Genomic DNA, 19,498 nt, shown 5'->3' with positions numbered 1-19,498 from the left:
CCCAAGAGAATCCGCTGCGGCGGCAACCCACCCGCGCGACGCGGCAGCACGCGCGCCGTCTCGCGGATGCAACCCCGCGCAGTCTTAGCTGAACATCAGTGCGGTCAGCAGGAAATCGAGGCCGAGCACAGCAAGCGACGCGTACACAACCGTTTTCGTCGTCGCGCGCGAAACGCCTTCCGGTGTGGGCCGTGCTTCATAGCCCTGAAAGAGCGCGATGAACGTCACCGCGAAACCGAACACGATACTTTTGATTACGCCATTGCCGACGTCGCGCCACACATCGACGCCGCCCTGCATCTGCGACCAGAACGCACCGGAATCGACGCCGATCATCAGCACGCCCACCACATACCCGCCAATCACGCCGACCGCGCTGAAAATCGCCGCAAGGATCGGCATCGCGATAATGCCGGCCCACATGCGCGGCGCGACCACGACCTTGACCGGATCGACGGCCATCATTTCCATTGCCGTCAGTTGCTCGCCCGCCTTCATCAGACCGATTTCGGCGGTCAGCGACGTGCCCGCGCGGCCGGCGAACAGCAGCGCCGTCACCACAGGCCCGAGTTCGCGCACGAGCGACAGCGCGACCAGCAGACCCAGCGCCTGTTCGGAGCCGTAGCGGTTCAGCGTGTAATAGCCCTGCAGCCCCAGCACGAAGCCGACGAAGAGGCCCGACACCGCAATGATGACCAGCGAATAATTACCCACGAAGTGGATCTGCTTCGTGACAAGCCGTGGCCGGCGCAGCAGCGGAAAGAACTCGAGCACGAGCCGCAGGAACATCCGCGAGGCATAACCGGCCTGCTCAAGGAGGTCGATGACGGAGCGTCCGATCGTACTGATCATGGCTGACCTCCGCCGATGCCGAAGTCTGCCGCCAGTGGCGTTTTGCTCGGATAGTGGAACTTGAAGGGGCCATCGGGGGCACCGTCGATGAACTGACGGACGGTCGGATCCGTAGAAGAGCGCAACTGAGCCGGCGTGCCTTCGGCATGGACGCCGCCGTTGGCGAGGAAGTACACGTAGTCGGCGATGGCGAACGATTCGGGCACGTCGTGCGTCACCAGAATCGACGTGGCGCCGAGCGCGCTGTTCAGCGCGCGGATCAGGTTAGCCGTGATGCCAAGCGAAATCGGGTCGAGGCCGGCGAACGGCTCGTCGTACATCATGAGTTCGGGATCGAGCGCAATCGCGCGGGCAAGCGCCACGCGGCGCGCCATACCGCCCGAAATCTCGGACGGCGCGAGATCGCGTGCCCCGCGCAAACCGACGGCGTTGAGCTTCATCAACACCAGATCGCGGATCAGCTCTTCGGGGAGGTCGGTGTGTTCGCGCAACGCGAAGGCAACATTTTCGAACACCGACATATCGGTGAACAAGGCGCCGAACTGGAACAGCATGCCCATCTTGCGGCGTAGCGCGTACAGGCCATCGCGCGTCTGCGCGCCGATGTCCTGTCCGTGGAACACCACCTGGCCGCGGTTCGCGCGCACAAGGCCGCCGATCAGGCGCAGCACCGTGGTCTTGCCACATCCCGAGCCGCCCATGACCGCCACCACCTGACCGCGCGGAAAGCGCAGGTTCAGGCCAGACAGGACAAGCCCGTCGCCGTAACCGAAGTCGACGTCGCGTAGCTCGAGGAAATTCTCGGAAGAGGAAGGCACGAAGCTGACAGTCCTTTTACACAGAACACGAAGGCCGGATTATAGGGCCATCGTGAAAAAGCTGCCGTGACGTGCCCTGTCCCTGTTAAGGGTATCCCCCGATTATTGCAGAAACGCGTGTTGCAATGCAGAAACTGCAGCTGCAGGGTCCGCAGCCTCGGTAACGGCGCGCACGACGGCCGCACAGCCGACGCCGGTTGCCAGCACCTGCGGCAACACCTGGCCGTCGATACCGCCGATCGCCACCAGCGGCACGACGCCGTCGAGCAGTTTCACATAGCGGGCGAGCCGGGCGAGACCCTGCGGCGCGGTCGGCATGGCCTTGGTCGTGGTCGGGAAGACGGCGCCAAGCGCAATATAACTCGGCCGGAAATGCAGTGCGGTCAGCATCTCGTAGTAGCCGTGCGTCGACAGGCCAAGGCGTATGCCGGCTGCGGCGAGCCGGTGCAGGTCGGCGGTGTGCACGTCTTCCTGTCCGAGGTGGACGCCGTATGCGCCCGCGTCGAGCGCGGCCTGCCAGTGATCGTTGATGAACACCTGCGCATCGTGCTTGCGGCCTGCGACGACGCATCGCCCGATTTCGCCCGCCAGGCCCGCATCCGCTACCTTGTGGCGCAACTGGACCGTCTTCACGCCGAAGTCCAGCACGCGCTCGACCCAGTCGGCCGTCGGCAGCACGGGATACAGGCCGAGCCGGTCCGGGCAACGCGCAAACGGCTGCGACGGCGCTTCCGGCAAACCGGTGACGCGCGGAAAGCGCGTCAGATCAGTCGGCCACGCGTCGGAGTGGGCGGTTTCGTCGCCGTCGCGCCAGGCCAATGCGAGCGTCAGTGCGTCGTGGGGATCGAATCCGCAGTCGAGGAACGCGGCCAGCGCCGCGATCCAGTCTTCGGCGAGATGCCCTGCCAGGGCGTAGCGCTCGCCGCCCAGATGCAAGGTGGCGCTGTCGTCCGATGCCTCGATGACGCCCGCGCCCTTCACGAGCCATTTCGCGACGTGGTCGCCATGATGCTGCAGATCGGCGACGATGATGAGGTCGCCGCCGTTCGGTTCGTCAGGCGCGGTGAGGCAGATGCGCCACGGCGCGTGCGTGGGCGGCCAGTCGCCGAGGCGCGAGCGAATCCGCTCAGCAGCTTCGGTGAGTTCGTCGGCGGGCGGCCAGAAAAGATCGCGCCGCGTCGGCGGCAAGGTTTGCGTCATGCGGCGCTCCCATCCTGGTGCCAGAACGGCATGCCGACAACCGGCGTGCTCGCGTGGGCAGTTTCACGTTCGGCCATCGGGCCGGCAAGATAAGCGCTGCGCCCGGCCTCGACGCCCAGCGCGAACGCACGGGCCATTGTCTCCGGATGAGTCGCCTGCGACACCGCCGTGTTCAGCAGCACGCCGTCGAAGCCCCACTCCATCACCTGGCATGCGTGAGACGGCACGCCAAGCCCTGCGTCGACGATCAGCGGCACGTCCGGCAGGCGCTCGCGCAGCACGCGCAGACCGTACGGGTTGATGACGCCCTTGCCGGTGCCGATCGGCGCGCCCCACGGCATCAGCGCTTCGCAACCTGCATCCAGCAGACGCCGGCCGATCACGAGATCTTCCGTACAGTAAGGCAGCACCTTGAAGCCGTCCTTCACGAGCCGGGAGGCAGCCTCGATCAGGCCGACCGGGTCGGGCTGCAGCGTGTAGTCGTCCCCGATCAGTTCGAGCTTGATCCAGTCGGTTTCGAACACTTCGCGCGCCATGTGCGCGGTAGTGACAGCTTCGCCGACGGTCAGGCAGCCCGCTGTATTCGGCAGCAACGGCACGCCGCGGCGTTTGAGCAGATCGAAGAAGCCGGCTTCGGCGCCGCCTTCGTTCATCTGACGGCGCAGCGCGACGGTAATCATGCCGGGACGTGCTGCGTCGATCGAATCGGACAGCGATTGCAGCGACGGATAGCGCGACGTGCCAAGCAGCACCCGGCTCGCGAAAGTTTCGCCGTATAGCGTGAGCGCGTCGGCTGGCGCCGCAGCGGTGGCGGTGGCGGTGGCGGCAGTGGCGGAAGAAGTCATTTCAGGATCCTTGCGTCTGGCAGCGCGCGGCGGAATGGCAGGCCAATCAGGACTGTCAAATCAGCCGCCGGCGACGGGTTGCACGACGTCGAGCCGGTCACCCGGCTGTAAAGCGCGGGCCGCATGCTGCGTCCGCGCGACGAAATCGCCATTCAACGCGACGGCAAACGGCGGACGTGCGCCGAAAGCGGCGAGTGCGTCAGCGACCGTGGCCCCTTCGGGCAGCGACAACGGCTTCTGGTTGATGTGAATATCCATGGTGTTCGTATGCAGCTAGATCAATGGCAGCGCCGGTCCGCTCAGGCCAGCGCCGGCCGGGTGTCCTGATGAAAAAGGTCGGTCCAGCGCGCGTCGCGCCGCCAGTCCCCGAAGGCGTCGGCGTCCACGATACGTCCTTCCAGCAAGGCGTCTGCGAAACGCACGGCTTCGTCGGCGACTTCCGGCGCGATCATGTAGCCGTGCCGGTACAGGCCATTCACGCGCAACATGTTCGCGCCATCCCAGACGAGCGCGGGACGGTGATCCGGCAGCGTCGGCCGGCACTGCGAATTCAGTTCAAGAATCCGCGCTTCGCCGAAACCCGGATGGACCGAAAACGCCGCGCTCAGCAACTCGAGCGCCGAGCGCACGCTGACGGGCGACATATCCTCACCTTCGATTTCCGTCGCACCGATCACATACAGATCGTTCTGCTTCGGCGCGATGTACAGCGGGTAACGCGGATGCAGCAGGCGCACGGGCCGCGTCAGCCCGATACCCGGCGCGTGTACCCGCGCAACCTCACCGCGAATGCCGCGCAGCGTCGGCCAGACCGGCTTTGCGCCCAGGCCCCGACAATCGATCGTCACGTGTGCAGCAGGCAGTGCCTGATCGTCGACCGGCGTATTCCAGTGCGTTTCGACGCCGCGCTCGGCAAGGCCGGCCGCGAGCGCGGCGAGCACCTGTCGGTTATCGAGCTGGCCCTCGTGCGGCAGCAGCCAGCCTTGCGGGAAGCGGCCGGTCAGCGCAGGCTCGGCTGCGCCGAGCTGCGCGCCCGAAAGATGCACGAAACCGCCGTCCAGCAGCGCCGCCGGTGCATTCGCGCGCACACGGCGCTCGAACAGCGGCGCTTCGGTACGATCCTGGTGATGCCAGACGACGAGCGTCCCGTTGCGCTGGAAGAACACCGGCTCCGGCAGTTCCGCAAGCATCTGCGGCCACTTCTCGAGCGAAGCGGCGCCGAGTTCGGTAATCAGCAGTTCGGCGCTGGCTGCTTCGGCCAGCGGCGCCAGCATCGCGGCGGCCACCCATGCGGCCGCCTGCGTGCCCGCCGCGTCACCGCGCTCGTACAGCGCGACGCGACGTCCCGCGCCGGCCAGCCGCCACGCGACAAGACGCCCGCAGAGGCCGCCGCCGAGCACGGCGAAATCCGGTTGTCGAGCAGAAGCGTTCATCGCGACCCGCCCGGCACGCTCAAGGCGGCGCCAGAAAAGGTGACGCAAACGACGCAAAAAACTGAAGAATGAGCGGTCATCGAATCCTTTCCGTACGGCAAAAAGCGCACGTACCCAAGGACGAAACCGGCGGGCGAGGCCGGCCGGGCGTAACACGCATCCAGTGACGGATGCCGCCCGGCGGGGAAATGGAAGAAGTGGAAACTTCCGGAAACTTCCCGCGCCGGTATTACCCGGATCGGGTGCGAAGGGTCTCTCTCAGCCTCGCCGCAGCCACGTCGACAAACCGCATCGACACCATATGGCCCGCTTGCGAAGCACCCCTGTTTCGTCAAAAGTCATTAGACCATAAAAGGCGCGACAGCCGCAAACCGGCCAGCTCGAGATCGATTCAATATGGCTGGCGACGGCGTCTGGCACAATGGCACGCGTTGACGGGCATACGCCAGCCATTGCCGCGCCATTCCGGGCGGGATTGCCGGCGGCCCCCCATTACACGATTTAAGTTCAGGTTAAGCCAGGGCCACGACAATCCCGGCCCTGAGCGCACCGCGCGCCGCCCCATCCATGCGTTACAGGCCACGGCCGCGCATAGCGCACTCTGCACTAAAGGACGCTTATGACTGAAAAGCCGACAGGTTCCGTGAATACGGATATCACCGCATGGGGCCTCATCAAGCCATACTGGGTGTCCGAAGACCGATGGCGCGCGCGCGGCCTGCTCGCGCTCGTGGTCGCGATGAACATGACGATGGTCGCGGCGAACGTCTGGTTCAACAACTGGCAACGCATCTTCTTCGACGCGATCCAGCAATACAACTTTCCCGTCTTCAAGTATTCGCTGCTGCAGTTCACCGTCATCGCCATGGCGCTGATTCTGCTCGGTTCGTACCGCACGTACTTCCGGCAGATGCTTGAATTCCGCTGGCGGCAGTGGCTGACAAGCCAATACCTGCACGACTGGCTCGGCGACCGCGCGTACTACCGCATCGAGCGCGACAGCCTCGCGGACAACCCCGACCAGCGGGTATCGGTCGATCTGCAGGCGCTTGCGAGTTCGACGCTCAACCTGGCGCTCGGCCTGCTGTCGACCACCGTCACACTGTTCTCGTTCATCGTCATCCTGTGGAATCTGTCCGGCGCATTGGCGTTCCATCTGTTTGGCACGGCGTTCTCCATTCCGGGCTACATGGTGTGGGCCGCGCTTATTTACGCGGCCGCCGGCTCGTATGTGACCCACAAGGTCAACCATCCGCTCGTGTCGATCAACTATCAGCAGCAGAAAGTCGAGGCAGACTTCCGTTTTTCGCTGATCCGCATCCGCGAGAACGCCGACCAGATCGCGCTCTATCAGGGCGAGCCGGCAGAAGAGCGGGCGCTCAAAGGCGTGTTCGGACACATCCGCGACAACTGGCGTCTGGTCATGCGCTTTACGCGGCGCTTCAACATCGTCGTGATCAGCTATTCGCAGTTGGCGATCGTGTTTCCGTATATCGCGGCGGCCCCCAAATACTTTTCGAAGAGCATTTCCCTCGGCGTCTATCAGCAGGTGACGGGCGCGTTCGGCACGGTCAGCGATTCGTTTTCCTGGTTCATCAACAATTACGATTCGCTCGCCGAATGGCGCGCTACGGTCAACCGTCTGCGGGAATTCCACCGCGTGATGGGCGATCAGCATCTGCGCGAGTCGGTCTCGGGCGGCACCTTCCATGGCGGCATCAATATCCGCATGACGGACACGCAGTCGCTCGTCGTCGAAGATCTGCGGCTGCAGCATCCCAACGGCATGCCGATGTCGAACGTCGGTTCGTTCAGCATTGCGCCGAAATCGCGCTGGCTCGTGCGCGGGCCGTCCGGCGCCGGCAAGAGCACGTTGATGCGTACCCTTGCCGGTCTGTGGCCGTTTGGCGAAGGCTCGATCGATTCGCCCGTCGGCGCGAAGCTGATGTTCGTGCCACAACGCAGCTATCTGCCGATCGGCACGCTCAAGGCCGCACTGACTTACCCGTCGGACGAAAGCGCGTTCACCGACGAAGCCTGTCGCGAAGTGCTGGTGGTCTGCAATCTGTCCGACTTCGCGGATCGCCTGCGCGAGTCGGCGCACTGGGAGCGCATGCTGTCGCCGGGCGAACAGCAGCGTCTGGCCGCCGCGCGCGTGCTGCTGCAAAAGCCCGACTTCCTGTTCCTCGACGAAGCAACCAGCGCACTCGATCCCGACAACGAAACGGTCATCTACCGGGTGCTCAACGAACGTCTGCCGAATGCGGCGATCGTCAGCGTCGCACACCGGAAGTCGCTCGAAGCGTTCCATGATCAGACGCTCTTCGTCGAACGCGCAATGGAGCGCGCGGCCGCATGAACACGGCGTCGTTCGATCGCGTCGTGCTGATCACCGGTGCGGGCTCCGGCATCGGCGCCGCGCTCGCGCGACGCCTCGCGGCCCCGCGCGTCGCGCTGATGCTGCATGCGCGCGGTGCGGATGCAGCCTCGCGCCAGCGACTCGACGCGGTGGCGGCCGACTGCGCATTGAACGGCGCGTCCTGCGCCACGGTGTACGGCGATCTCGCTGAACGCGGCGCTTCGGAACATGCGGTTCACCAAACGCTCGCCACATTCGGCGCGCTCGATCAGCTCGTCGCCAATGCAGGGCAGGCGCAGCGCCAAACGCTGGGCGCGCTCGACGCCGACGCGCTCGCCGAATCGTTCGCCGCGATGCCCTGCGCGTTTGCGGCGCTCGTGAAACGCTCGACGGCCGCCCTCGAAACATCGAAGCGAGGGCGTGTGGTCGCAGTGAGTTCGTTCGTCGCGCATCGTTACCACGCGGACGCGCCGTTCGCCGCAACGGCGGCAGCCAAGGCCGCGGTCGAATCGCTTGCGAAAACAGCCGCCGCCGAACTGGCGCCGCACGGCGTGACGGTAAACTGCGTCGCGCCTGGCTACACACGCAAGGATCGCGGCCCAAGCGCCGACAATGCGGCCGCATGGGCGCGCGCCGCCGAAGCGACTCCGCTCGGCCATGTCGCTGAACCTGACGACATCGCGGCCCTCGTGGCGTTCCTGCTGTCGGACGAAGCGCGGCACATCACCGGCCAGGTGATTCACGTCGATGGCGGCCTCACGCTCGGCTGATACTTCGGCTCGAAGCAACCGCCCCATCTGCCCAGCCGGGGCAACACCGAGGCAGCGTCGCACAGCAACACCTGAGCAACTTCGGGAAACATCCGGAAAGCAACAAGAAGAGTTTGAAAGCACTTACGAAGCGCGCGGGCTGTTCGCCGCTTTGAAAAAGTCGCGGTGCAGCGAGTATTAGCGTGCGCGCAGGCCATTCGCCCGCCACGCGCTGCCACATCACTCGTTACCGGATTCCGCACATGTCACTCGACCGCCGCTCCAATCTGCTGCCCCACCGTTTCGAACGCGCGGGCCGCTTCACCTTCGCACGTCAAGCCGCTGTGCTGGGTGCAGCGGCGTTGCTGCTGTCGGCGGCGCAAGGCGCGCTCGCCACCGAACCGGCTGATGTCTGCCCGGCGCTCAAACAGATCGTCGCCGCCTCCGATTTCAAACAGTTGCAAACCGAGCCCACCGCCCGGTTGCCAGGGGTTGCCGCGGCGGAAGATTGCCGCACGACCACCAACACGTTCGACTGCCACTGGCGCGCGCACTGGCAGGCCGATGGCGTCATCAACGATCCGCTCGAAGAAATGGGCGCGGACATCGCCGCGTGCCTGCCGAACGTGATCCACGACGTCAACACGCCGACGCGCCAGCACTTCGTCGTGACGGGCATGGACCGCCGCGTCTTCGTCACCGCGAGCGTCGTTGCGCCGAACGAACTGCGTCTCTACGTCACGCGCTGACTCGCGGCCCCTCGCGTGCTCCCAGCCGGCTCCGACCATATTGCATCCATGCCCGCCGTCGTCATCCGCGCCCGCCTCGCGGCTGCACGTGCCCCGCTTGCACGCGCAGCCCTGCGCCGGCGCGGCGCGAGCTTCGCGCTCGCCGCATCGCTGGCGCTAGGGCTGAACGGCTGCGCGTGGACACTGATCACCGCCGCCGACGCCACCGGCTCGGTGATCCAGGCGGGTTACGCGATCGCGGGAAACTATTCGTCGCCGACCTTCATCAACGGACGCCCTGCTTCGCTGCGTTCGGTCTGCATCGAATTGAACTCGACCGTTTCGGTCAGCGATTTCGTGCCTGCCCTGCAACTGGCGCTCCAGCGGCGCGGCGTGGAGTCCAACGTCTATTACCCGGGCACCTCGCCGTCGAGTTGCGAGGCGCAGCTCGTCTACAACGCAGTCATCGATTACGGGCGTCGATCGTTCTCTGACGAACCGAAGGCCTATCTTTCGATGATCGATCTCACGCTGCTTCAGCGTGGCCGCATTCTCGTCACGGCCCGTTACGAAACCGGCGGCCTCGGTCTTGACCGTTTCTCGAACGCAAAGACCAAGCTGGCCGGATTGATCGACCGGATGGTGGTCGATCGACACGACCTCGCGCCCGAGACGGTCCAGACTTCGCAGGCCAACTGACCTTTCCTGCCCGGGTCTAAAACTTTCCGCGCCGCTCACGCTGGAAAGATTTGGAAAGCACTGCGCGCTTTCCTGCGCTGCGATCAATCCTTAATATCGGCCGCATGAGCAAACATATTCTGATTGTCGACGACGACCCGGTGGTCCGCGACCTCGTGCGCGAGTATCTGCAATCGCGTGGCTATACGGTGTCGGTGCTGCATCACGGCATGGGTCTGCAGCGCCGCCTGCAGGTCGAGCGGCCGGACCTCGTGGTGCTCGACATCATGATGCCGGAGCTGGACGGCATCAGCGCGCTGCGCACACTGCGCATCGCCGGCGACGAGATTCCCGTGATCCTGCTGACTGCGCGCGCCGATGTGATCGATCGCGTCATCGGCCTCGAACTCGGCGCCGACGACTATCTCGGCAAGCCGTTCGATCCGAGCGAACTGGTTGCGCGCATCCGCACAGTGCTGCGACGTCGCGGCATCGCGCCGCTGTCGGGCGCGGCGCCTGAGCAGCGGGCGCCGTATCGCTTTGGACGTTTCGAGATCAACTTCCCGGCGCGCGAGTTGCGTCACGACGGCGAACGCATCCCGCTGCGCTCCAGCGAATTCGCGATGCTAAAGATATTCGTCACTCACGCGATGACCGTGCTGACCCGCGCGCAATTGCTGGAGAAGCTTCACGGCAGCAGTTCCGAGCATCGGAACCGGAGCCTCGATGTGTCGATCTGGCGTCTGCGGCGGCTGATCGAAATCGACCCGTCGGAGCCGCGCTACGTGCAGACCGTGTGGGGACAGGGCTACGTCTTCGTGCCGGATGGCGAGATCGGCGCGGCCGAGCGCTGCATGCCGGCGTCTCCGAGCATCCAGGCTACCCCCTGAAGCGGGCGCCCGTACGGGCGCCTCTCGCGTACGGCACACGCAAAGTGCATCAGAACGTCAGCACGCTCATGAAGAGACGCTGCAGCCATCCCATCGTCGTCGAATCGGCCAGCATGCCCACCCCTGCCTGTTCGATGCGCGCATTGGCGACCTTGCTCGACGCGACATAGTTGCCGGCTTCGATGTCCTTCGGATTGACGATGCCCGACAGCCTCAGCCGATCGTTGTTGCCACTCATCGCGATCAGCTTTTCTCCCGACACGACGAGATTGCCGGTCGGCATCGTGCCGATCACCGTGACGGCCAGCGTGCCGGTCATGCCGTTCGTATCGGATATCGCGCCCTTCCCGTTGAACGTCGTGGCCGCCGAGCCGATGTTGAAAAGCCTGGCGAGCCGGGCGGCGGTGCCTGTCGATTTTTCGGCGGCCTCGGCCGTGATGTCACTCGCGCGGCTCGCGGATGCGTTCGCGCTGTTGTTTCCGGTGTAGGCCTCCGACAGACGGATCGTCAGCACGTCGCCGATGTGTTGCGCGCGCGGCGTTTCGTAGAACAGCAGCGAATTGCCCGCCTGATAGATCGCGCCCTGTGAGTTGACGTTAAGCGGCGCGGACGCGAGCGGCGGCATCATCGGCGTATCGACGATCGATTGGGGCGGACTGATGCACGCGGCGAAGGACATCGTCGCGAGGATGGCCGCAATGAGACGGAGTGGAATCATGGGTAGTCCCGATCCATGGTGAACATCGGAGCCGGAAGAATGCAAACCAGGCGTCAACCCGCATCCGGGCTGCTGGCCTGCCATTGCCGCGCAACCGACTTCACCCACGCGGCCGGGTCTTTCAGCAGGTAAGTGAGCGTGCCGTTGCGCGTCCCTGGCAGAAAACACAATGTGATCGAACTCACCGCGTTCTCCCACACGTAGACGGGCATCGCTGCGCCTGCCGAAGCCGCTTCTGCAGACGCAGCACGCGCTGGCATCCGCGGCGCGCCGTAGCGGTCTGCGAGCGCCGCGCGCAGGTCGTTCGCCGTGAGTTCGTCGACGACGAACGAGATCTCGTAGAGGCGGAACAACGTGTCTCCGGCCGCCCGTGCGAAGCGCAGCACGTGATCCTGCGCCGGCGCGCCGTCGACGACCGCGCGCGACAGCTGCCAGCCCTCGTCCGTCCGGTGCGCCCAGCGGCAGGCGACGGTGAGACTGTTGTCCGTCTTCAAGCCCATGCCGAGCGCGCCCGCCATCACGTCGGTCTCGCAGACCGGCACGCTGCCGAGCGGGGTCGCGCGGACCGGCTGGTTCGCGCGAAACGAATCGAGCGTGATGCCAAGCGGAATCCCGCGAAATGCGAAGGGCTCGTCCTTGATGCGCTTACGCGCGTCCAGCGTCGCGGATTTCGCCCTGCTTTGATGGGACTTCGCCGGAGGCTCCGGCTCATGAGCGCTCGAGCGGGTCGCGACGCACAACATCCCCGCGAGCAGCAGAGCAATACGGACGGACAGTCGGCTGTTCATCGTTCAGTCGATCGCTGCTGCGCACGCATCGAACGGCACCGCTGCGGCGTGGCCCACCACGGGCACGATTTTCAGCGTCGCCGCGCTCAGGCGGCACGGCAACGCGGCAACGGCGCAGCCGCCTAACGGCAGCAGCGTCGCGCCAAGCGCCAGCCATGCGGCCATACATGCGCATCGGTTGAGGGATTTTGCAATTCGCACGTCGCGCACCGGTAATTTCAAGCCGTCGTATCGACGTGATTGCCGACAAGACCTGTCGGCAAGGTCGGCGCCGGCGTGCTGGATTCGGCGGTAGTGGGTCGGGTAGCGGTCTTGCTTTCGCCCGACGGCTTCCCGGTTGGGCGTGTGGCCGGCTTCAGCGATGGAATGCTGGGCGCCTTGAAATTGCCTTGAATGGTCATGGTAAGCCTCGCGTGTCACGTGTCGTTCAGAGGGAGCGCCGCGTACCGGGCATCCGCAGGTTCGCGGAAGCCCATGTGGCAGCAGGAACGTACTGCGTGACGAATCATCCCGCCGTGAGTGCGGGCGCGAAGCAGGAAGGAACGCGTGCTTTTCGCCGGTGCTTACGAGCCGTTTCGGGTACCTCCAAAATCTTTCTCAGGAAGGATTTCGTACGACGATTAATGGAGCGCAGTAAGTGTTGGTAAGGAAAACTGTTACCTCGAAATTCGCTCGCCGGTCTAGAATTTCGCGATGAATCCACAGGTCCTAATCGTCGACGACGACCCGGTCGTACGCGATCTGCTTTGCCGCTTCCTGCAATCGAACGGGCTTGATGCATCCGTGCTGCACGACGGCACCCATCTGCAGCGGCGGCTCGAACGCGAACGCCCGTCGGTCGTCGTGCTCGACATCATGATGCCGGACACCGACGGCCTGCGCGCGCTCACCGCGCTGCGCGCCGCTGGCGACGACATCCCGGTCATTTTCGTCACCGCGCGCGGCACGGTCGCGGATCGCATCGTCGGTCTGTCGCTCGGCGCCGACGACTATCTGACGAAGCCCTTCGACCCCCGCGAACTGCTGGCGCGCATCCATACCGTGCTGCGCCGGCGCGGGCCGGCCACGACGAGCGCACCGGAGGCCCGCAAGCGTTTCAGCTTCGGTCCGTTCGAACTCGACTTCACGACGCGCACCCTGTTGCGCGACGGCAACCGGCTCGCCTTGCGCGACAGCGAATTCGCGCTCCTGAAGATCTTCGTCAACAATCCGTACAAGGTGCTCTCGCGTGTACTGATCCACGATCTCGTGCATCGCGACGACCTCGCCTTTCGCGATCGCAGTCTCGACGTGCCCATCTGGCGGCTGCGCCGCGTGATCGAGGACGACCCGTCGAATCCGTGTTACGTGCAGACCGTGCGCGGCAAGGGCTACGTGTTCGTGCCCGACGCTGAAGGCACCTCGTTCTCCGAGGCCGCAACCGGCACATGAGGAATCCGCTGAACACGCTGTTCGGCAGGATGGCTTTACTGTCGGCAGCGGTGCTGCTCGCCATCCAGGCGGGCTGGTTCGTGCTGATCGTGATGCAGCCGCCGCACCACGAGGTCGACGGTTTCGCGCGCGGCATCCTGCTCGTCCTGCAGGCCGCGAACGGCGAAGCGGTGAGCGGCGCCGATCTCGCGCCCGCAATGCGGGTGCATACGGTGCCGACGTGGAACATGCCTTCGACCGTGCATCTGCGCGAGCCCACCGATCCGCCATTGATCGACCTGAGCCGCCACCTGCGCGCCAAACTGCCGCCCGGCAGCGAAATCGCCGTCGATGACGCCCGGCCGCCGCGTCTGTGGGTGCGCTATCCGGGCAAATCGATGTGGATCGTCGTGCCCGTGGATATTCCGCCCCGGCCGCGCTTTCTGATCGAAACCGTCTCGATGTTGCTGGCGGCGCTGATTCTCTCGCTGCTGGTGGCGTGGCAGATGCAGCGGCCGCTGTCGCGCGTCGCGCGAGCGGCCCGTGCGTTCGGCTCAGGCGGCCGCCCCGTGCCGGTCACCGAACAGGGACCTCGCGAACTGCGCGACCTGATCGGCGCGTTCAACGACATGATGCGGCGCCTGAACGAAGCCGACGACGACCAGGCCGTGATGCTGGCCGGCGTCGCCCACGACCTGAAAGCGCCGCTGACCCGCCTCAAGCTGCGCGCGAGCGTATCGATCGCCGAGCGCGAGCGGGCAGGCTTCATTCGCGACGTCGATTCGCTGTCGAACATCGTGCAGCAGTTCCTCGAGTTTGCCGGGCAATCCGTCGACGCGGGACCGCCCGTCGCCGTCGATGCGTTCCTGCGCGAGCAGTTCCCGACGACGGACAGCACCGACGCCCCGCTCTTCACGCTGAACCTGCATGCCGGGCCCGAGTTCACCTTGCCGCGCACGCTGTTCGACCGGCTCGTGACGAACCTCGTCGACAATGCACTCGAACACGGCGCACCGCCCGTCGAAATCGAAACGGCACGCGACGGCAACCACTGGATCGTCGCCGTGCGCGATCACGGCCCCGGGATTCCGGAAGACCGGATCGCCGCGGCGATGAAGCCGTTTGTGCGACTGGACGCCGCGCGCGGTGGCGAGGGACATTGCGGACTCGGACTCGCGATCGTCTCGCGTCTTGCGCACGACCGCGGCGGCCGCTGCGATGTAAGCAATCATCCGGGAGGTGGGTTGCGCGTGCAGATTGCGTTGCCGATCGAGCACGGGCAGCGGTAGGTGCGACGCCCGTGCGGACGGTGCATGCGCACCGCTTACGCCGCCTTACCGGAGGAACGAGTCAGGCAGGCGGACGGCTATAGTCGCCCCCGGCTCTCTCGAGGCCCCTTCGGCCCGCTCCTGCTTCCATGAGAGCGGGCCACTCTTTTTGGGCGCCGCGCATCTGTCACGCACCTGCCACGCATCTGCCACGCCCCTGCCTTACGAGCTCAGACCACGAGCTTGTCGTGCAACGCATCGATGGTCGCCTGCGACAGCCCTAGACCTTGTGTCAGATAGTTCGCCATCGTGCCGTAGCTCGCCTGCACCTGATCGAAGCCTGCCTGCAGAAAGCTCGCCTGTACGTTGAAAAGCGGTGCTGCGTTGGCAGCGACGGTATCGCCCAGCTGCGCGCGCACCGTATCGAGATTCGACCTGATCGACGCCGCCGCGACCGAGTTCGTCAAAAGATAGTCTTCCATGATCACGTCGAACGGCACGTTCGCGATGCTGAGCAGCACCGCCGCTACCCAGCCGGTGGCGTCGGCACCCGTCGCGTCGTGAAAGAGCTGCGCGCCGGGCGTATTCGCAAGATCCGTCAACAACATGCGAAAGCCTGCTCGCGGCGCGCCGCCGGTAACGTATGAGCGCTCCGTGCTTTCTTCCAGCGCGACCGCGTCGGCCGGCGTGGCGAACTGCGGGATTTGCACGTCATCCGTGCCGGCAATATTGATTGTCACGTACGCGGCGCGCAAAGGCAGCACGTCCGGCACGCTCGCAAGCTCTCCTGGCGTGCGCAGGTCGTACACGGCGACGATACCCAGGGCGTCCAGCGCGGCCTCGTCGGCGCCGCTCAACGCAAGTACATTCGAGCGGTAGAACACGCCACGTCGCACACGGTGGCCGTCGACGGTCGGATAGCCATCGCCGGTGCCTGCCACGTCGCGGAAATTGTCGACTGAGGCAAGATGCGGCGTCGCCACCATCTCGACCGGTCCGCCGCCACACGCGGTCAGCATCATGCTGCCGAACCCCGACATCAACAGGATGCCGGCCGTTCCCCGCAGGAAGCTGCGGCGCTTTTCGACCATGAGCTTCGGTCCTGAACCCGGGTAGCGCGATGCCACACGGGGCCGGGAAGGCAGGCGATCTTTCGCGGTGAAATCCATTGAACGTATCGGTAAGGGGCGGGGTGGCCGAAGGGATATCGAAGGGTGCGGATGGTCCACGTCGCGCCGGAGTGTAACGGGCGTCATAAACGACCGGGTTACAAGGTAGGAAACGGTAAGGATCAGAAAGCGCGTGCCGTCGCGCCGCCCATTGCAGCCGCAACCATCTTTTTATTCCGGCTGGTTCGCTATATTGTCTCGCCGTAACATACGCACCAGTTTGCGGCACGCGCCGCCCCCACGAACCGCGCCACCGAACAAACAGGAGACCCGATGCGGTCATTTCAATGGTTCACGGAGCTGACCACGCGCGAGCGGCGCACGCTATACGCCGGCTTCGGTGGCTATGCGGTCGATGCGTTCGACTTCATGATCTACTCGTTCCTGATCCCGACACTGATCGCCACGTGGGGCATGACGAAGAGCCAGGCGGGCATGATCGCGACCAGTTCGCTGATTTCGTCGGCGATAGGCGGCTGGCTGGCCGGCATTCTTGCGGACCGTTGCGGCCGTGTGCGCGTGCTGCAGTGGACCATCGCCACCTTTGCTGTCTTTACCTGCCTGTCCGGCTTTACGAACTCTTTCTGGCAACTGCTCACCACGCGGACGCTGCAGGGCATCGGCTTCGGTGGAGAGTGGTCGGTCGTGACGATCATGATGGCGGAGACGATCCGCTCGCCGCAGCATCGTGCGAAAGCGGTCGGCACCGTGCAGAGCAGCTGGTCGTTCGGCTGGGCGGCCGCGGCGATCATCTACTGGGCTTCCTTCGCGTTGCTGCCGGAACAGTACGCATGGCGTGCGTGCTTCTGGGTCGGCCTGCTGCCCGCGCTGTGGATCATCTACATTCGCCGCAACGTGAGCGACCCGGAAATCTACGTCGCGACCCGCCGCGCCCGTGAAAGCGGCTTCGACACGTCGCACTTCCTCGAGATCTTCGCGTCCCCGCACCTGAAAACCACGTTGCTCGGCAGCATCCTGTGCACGGGCATGCTCGGAGGCTATTACGCGATCACCACATGGCTGCCGACCTATCTGAAAACGGTGCGCCATCTTTCAGTGTTCAACACGAGCGGCTATCTGATCGTGCTGATCGTCGGCTCGTTCACCGGCTACATCGTCGGTGCGATTCTGTCGGACAGGATCGGGCGGCGCGCGTCGTTCATCCTGTTCGCGGTCGGCTCGTTCGTGCTCGGCATGGTCTACACGATGCTGCCCGTCACCGACGCCATGATGCTTGCGCTCGGCTTTCCGCTCGGCATCGTGGTGCAGGGGATTTTTGCGGGCGTCGGCGCGTATCTGTCGGAGCTGTATCCGAACGCGATTCGCGGCTCCGGCCAGGGCTTCTGCTATAACCTGGGGCGTGGCCTCGGCTCGTTCTTCCCGATTCTGGTCGGCACAATGTCGCAAACGATGACCCTTGTGAAAGCGATGGGCATCGTCGCCGGCTCGGGCTATCTGCTCGTGATCGTCGCCGCACTGTTGCTGCCGGAGACAAAGGGCAAGTCGCTTGCCGTGGCGTCGCCGACCTCGGCCGCCTCCTGAAACCAGCATCACCGAGATGAATACGATCGTTCTTGGCGCAGGCGTAATCGGCGTCGCTACCGCCTTCTATCTGCGCGAGCAGGGGTGCGACGTCACCGTCATCGAACGCGAGCCCGATGTTGCGCTGGCAACCAGTTTCGGCAACGCAGGTGTGATCGCGCCTGGGTACGTCACGCCGTGGGCCGCGCCGGGCATGCCCACGAAAATCCTCAAGTACCTCTTCAAACCCGCGTCCCCGTTGATCTTCCGCCCCACGCTCGACCCGGCGCAGTGGCGGTGGATCGCGCGGTGGCTGCGCGAATGCGATCTCGCGCGGTTTCGCGTGAACAAGCAGCGGATGCAACGCATCGCGTACTACAGCCGTTCGTGTCTGCATCAATTCCGCGCGTGCTATCCGTTCGACTACGGGCGCAGCCAGGGTTATCTGCAACTGTTCCGCAGTGAGTACGACGTCGAACTCGCGCAACCGGCGCTCGCCATCCTGCGTGACGCGGGTGTCGCGCATCGCGAAGTCAGCGCACGGGAATGTGAGCAGATCGAGCCGGGGCTGCGCTGGGCGCGCAACGCGCCGCTCGCGGGGCTCTATCTGCCCGACGACGAAGCCGGCGACTGCGCGCGCTTCACCCGCGAACTGCGCGCGATCTGCGAACGCAACGGCGTGACGTTCCGCTTCGACACACGCGTGTCCGGTCTGGATGTGCAGGGTGGATCGGTGCGTGGCGTACGCATCCACAGCGAGCGCGGCAGCGAGACGCTCCCGGCGCGGGCGGTCGTCGTCGCGCTGGGTGTCGACAGTGCGGACCTGCTTGCGCCGCTTGGCGTGCGGGTGCCGCTCTACCCGGTGAAAGGCTATTCGGCCACGCTGCCTGTCACCGACGATGAGAAGGCCCCCCACGCCGCACTGATGGACGAATCGCTGAAAACCGCGATCACGCGCTTTGGCCCGAACCTGCGCGTAGCGGGGACGGCTGAACTCGGCAACCGTCAGGCGACACTACGCGAACAGGCGCTGCAGACGTTGATGAAGGTGCTCGACGACTGGTTTCCACATGCGACGCAACCCTCGTCGGCGCAGTTCTGGGTAGGCCGCCGGCCGATGACACCCGATGGTGCGCCACTGCTCGGTCCGAGCGGGATCGACGGGCTATGGGTGAATCTTGGACACGGCTCGACAGGATGGGCGATGTCGATGGGATCGGGGCGCGTAGTCGCCGATCTCGTCACGCAGCGCACGCCGGAGATCGATCTCGACGGCTTGACGCTCGAACGCTATCGCCGCCGGTAGAGTCGTCGATAAAGCCGCCGGTGCGTCGTGCGTGCCTCAGACGAGCGGCACGCTTGCCAACGCGCTGTAACGGGCCCCATGCCGGGCAAGCGTGCTCGAATACAACACCAGAGACTCGAATCGCGCGGCCAGATCCGCAGACATCTGCGGCGCACCGTCGATTGCATGGGCCTCGCGGCCGAATCGCGCGAGGGTGATATGCGGCCGGAACGCACGGGCATCGACGGGCAGATCGAGATCCAGCATCAGTGACCGGATGCGCCAGTCGAGCGCGACGAATTCATCCGACATCGCGAGCGTTGCCACGGTCAGTCGCGGATGCGTCGCGTTCGGCCAGTGCTCGATTCGCGTGATGGCGGTAGCGCTCAGCGAGGTGGCGCTGGCCGCCAGACCTTCCGCGAGCGCTTCGCCCCGTTCCACCGACAGCGCGCCGATAAACGTCACCGTCAGATGCAGCTGCTCGTAGGGCACGCGACGCGCCGCTGGCGCAAGCGGCACAGCGGCGAGCGCGTCGCGCGTCGTCGCGTCAGGCGCGAGCGCGATGAAGCAGCGTTGCCAGCCTTCGGTCATGGGCATCGTTCCCGTCGATGGAGCGGTGGATGGGGCGTGCCTTACTGTAACCCGAACCGCAGCCGCGCGAGCCACGACGTGACCGACGTAAAAAAGCCGGGTCGCCCTTACGGACGCCCGGCTTTTGGGTACCGCCTTGTCGTCTCCACCTCTTCCTGCAAACAGTCGCCAGCGCGTTTTATCGCGTATCGCAATC

The 19,498-nt window shown here is 65.1% G+C and carries 21 protein-coding genes and 1 riboswitch; of the genes, 9 read left to right on the top strand and 12 right to left on the bottom strand.

Annotation, left to right across the window (positions count from 1 at the left end):
• Positions 1–84: 84 nt before the first annotated feature.
• From mlaE to P3T23_RS32500, 6 genes are all read right to left on the bottom strand, one after another.
• Positions 85–852: a lipid asymmetry maintenance ABC transporter permease subunit MlaE gene (gene mlaE / locus P3T23_RS32525; protein ID WP_429320177.1), complete on the bottom strand. Its 768-nt coding sequence runs from the start codon at positions 850–852 to the stop codon at positions 85–87.
• Positions 849–1,670, bottom strand: a complete 822-nt coding sequence (locus P3T23_RS32520) for an ABC transporter ATP-binding protein (RefSeq protein ID WP_429320176.1) — start codon at positions 1,668–1,670, stop codon at positions 849–851. The genes mlaE and P3T23_RS32520 overlap by 4 nt, the downstream gene beginning before the upstream one ends.
• A gap of 102 nt (positions 1,671–1,772) precedes the next feature.
• Entirely contained in the window at positions 1,773–2,870 is a 1,098-nt protein-coding gene (gene thiE / locus P3T23_RS32515) for a thiamine phosphate synthase (RefSeq protein WP_429320175.1), read from the bottom strand.
• On the bottom strand, positions 2,867–3,715 hold the full coding sequence (locus tag P3T23_RS32510; RefSeq protein WP_429320174.1) for a thiazole synthase: 849 nt from the start codon (positions 3,713–3,715) through the stop codon (positions 2,867–2,869). The genes thiE and P3T23_RS32510 overlap by 4 nt, the downstream gene beginning before the upstream one ends.
• A gap of 60 nt (positions 3,716–3,775) precedes the next feature.
• Positions 3,776–3,973, bottom strand: coding sequence for a sulfur carrier protein ThiS (thiS, locus tag P3T23_RS32505; protein ID WP_074766076.1), 198 nt, complete (start codon positions 3,971–3,973; stop codon positions 3,776–3,778).
• Between the two features lie 41 nt (positions 3,974–4,014).
• The gene (locus P3T23_RS32500; RefSeq protein WP_429320173.1) at positions 4,015–5,148 is read right to left on the bottom strand and encodes an FAD-dependent oxidoreductase; all 1,134 of its coding nucleotides are present in this window, start codon (positions 5,146–5,148) and stop codon (positions 4,015–4,017) included.
• Between the two features lie 198 nt (positions 5,149–5,346).
• Positions 5,347–5,483: riboswitch (TPP riboswitch) on the bottom strand.
• Positions 5,484–5,767: 284 nt separating this feature from the next.
• On the opposite strand from P3T23_RS32500, the gene P3T23_RS32495 reads away from it, so the two are divergent.
• The 5 genes from P3T23_RS32495 to P3T23_RS32475 all read left to right on the top strand — a co-directional run bounded on the left by P3T23_RS32495 (position 5,768) and on the right by P3T23_RS32475 (position 10,552).
• Positions 5,768–7,507, top strand: a complete 1,740-nt coding sequence (locus tag P3T23_RS32495; protein WP_429320172.1) for an ABC transporter ATP-binding protein/permease — start codon at positions 5,768–5,770, stop codon at positions 7,505–7,507.
• Complete coding sequence (locus tag P3T23_RS32490; protein ID WP_429320171.1) at positions 7,504–8,277, top strand: SDR family NAD(P)-dependent oxidoreductase; 774 nt, start codon at positions 7,504–7,506, stop codon at positions 8,275–8,277. The genes P3T23_RS32495 and P3T23_RS32490 overlap by 4 nt, the downstream gene beginning before the upstream one ends.
• Before the next feature lie 242 nt (positions 8,278–8,519).
• Entirely contained in the window at positions 8,520–9,005 is a 486-nt protein-coding gene (locus P3T23_RS32485; RefSeq protein ID WP_429320170.1) for a hypothetical protein, read from the top strand.
• Between the two features lie 48 nt (positions 9,006–9,053).
• Positions 9,054–9,683 carry a hypothetical protein gene (locus P3T23_RS32480; RefSeq protein WP_429320169.1) on the top strand — a complete coding sequence of 210 codons (630 nt, stop codon included), beginning with the start codon at positions 9,054–9,056 and terminating at the stop codon, positions 9,681–9,683.
• A 104-nt stretch (positions 9,684–9,787) separates the two neighbouring features.
• Positions 9,788–10,552 carry a response regulator gene (locus P3T23_RS32475; RefSeq protein WP_429320168.1) on the top strand — a complete coding sequence of 255 codons (765 nt, stop codon included), beginning with the start codon at positions 9,788–9,790 and terminating at the stop codon, positions 10,550–10,552.
• 49 nt (positions 10,553–10,601) lie between these two features.
• On the opposite strand, the gene P3T23_RS32470 is transcribed toward P3T23_RS32475, so the two are convergent.
• From P3T23_RS32470 to P3T23_RS32455, 4 genes are read right to left on the bottom strand one after another with little or no spacing between them, the layout of a single operon-like run.
• Complete coding sequence (locus P3T23_RS32470) at positions 10,602–11,270, bottom strand: flagellar basal body L-ring protein FlgH (protein WP_429320167.1); 669 nt, start codon at positions 11,268–11,270, stop codon at positions 10,602–10,604.
• A 53-nt stretch (positions 11,271–11,323) separates the two neighbouring features.
• Positions 11,324–12,058 carry a hypothetical protein gene (locus tag P3T23_RS32465; protein WP_429320166.1) on the bottom strand — a complete coding sequence of 245 codons (735 nt, stop codon included), beginning with the start codon at positions 12,056–12,058 and terminating at the stop codon, positions 11,324–11,326.
• Between the two features lie 3 nt (positions 12,059–12,061).
• Positions 12,062–12,223, bottom strand: a complete 162-nt coding sequence (locus P3T23_RS32460) for a DUF6726 family protein (RefSeq protein ID WP_166656118.1) — start codon at positions 12,221–12,223, stop codon at positions 12,062–12,064.
• Positions 12,224–12,276: 53 nt separating this feature from the next.
• On the bottom strand, positions 12,277–12,459 hold the full coding sequence (locus P3T23_RS32455; protein WP_429320165.1) for a hypothetical protein: 183 nt from the start codon (positions 12,457–12,459) through the stop codon (positions 12,277–12,279).
• A 292-nt stretch (positions 12,460–12,751) separates the two neighbouring features.
• Between P3T23_RS32455 and P3T23_RS32450 the strand changes: the two genes are divergently transcribed.
• A complete protein-coding gene (locus tag P3T23_RS32450; protein ID WP_429320164.1) occupies positions 12,752–13,489 on the top strand; it encodes a response regulator in 738 nt (245 codons plus the stop codon).
• Positions 13,486–14,757 (top strand): ATP-binding protein, encoded by a 1,272-nt coding sequence (locus P3T23_RS32445; protein WP_429320163.1) that lies wholly within the window; start codon positions 13,486–13,488, stop codon positions 14,755–14,757. Before P3T23_RS32450 ends, P3T23_RS32445 begins: the two co-directional genes overlap by 4 nt.
• 209 nt (positions 14,758–14,966) lie before the next feature.
• Here the strand turns inward: P3T23_RS32445 and P3T23_RS32440 are convergent, their stop codons facing one another.
• Positions 14,967–15,905, bottom strand: coding sequence for a tyrosine-protein phosphatase (locus P3T23_RS32440; protein ID WP_429320162.1), 939 nt, complete (start codon positions 15,903–15,905; stop codon positions 14,967–14,969).
• Positions 15,906–16,178: 273 nt separating this feature from the next.
• On the opposite strand from P3T23_RS32440, the gene P3T23_RS32435 reads away from it, so the two are divergent.
• Together P3T23_RS32435 and P3T23_RS32430 are read left to right on the top strand one after the other, a co-directional pair.
• On the top strand, positions 16,179–17,447 hold the full coding sequence (locus P3T23_RS32435; protein WP_429320161.1) for an MFS transporter: 1,269 nt from the start codon (positions 16,179–16,181) through the stop codon (positions 17,445–17,447).
• 16 nt (positions 17,448–17,463) lie between these two features.
• Complete coding sequence (locus P3T23_RS32430) at positions 17,464–18,732, top strand: D-amino acid dehydrogenase (protein ID WP_429320160.1); 1,269 nt, start codon at positions 17,464–17,466, stop codon at positions 18,730–18,732.
• A 36-nt stretch (positions 18,733–18,768) separates the two neighbouring features.
• Here P3T23_RS32430 and thpR read toward each other — a convergent pair whose 3' ends face one another.
• On the bottom strand, positions 18,769–19,302 hold the full coding sequence (thpR, locus tag P3T23_RS32425) for an RNA 2',3'-cyclic phosphodiesterase (protein WP_429320159.1): 534 nt from the start codon (positions 19,300–19,302) through the stop codon (positions 18,769–18,771).
• Positions 19,303–19,498 lie beyond the last annotated feature (196 nt).

The organism is Paraburkholderia sp. GAS448, assembly GCF_050435685.1.
Classification (GTDB): Bacteria; Pseudomonadota; Gammaproteobacteria; order Burkholderiales; family Burkholderiaceae; genus Paraburkholderia.
Note: the sequence above shows the minus strand (reverse complement) of the source record. Positions and strands in the feature narration are given on the sequence as shown.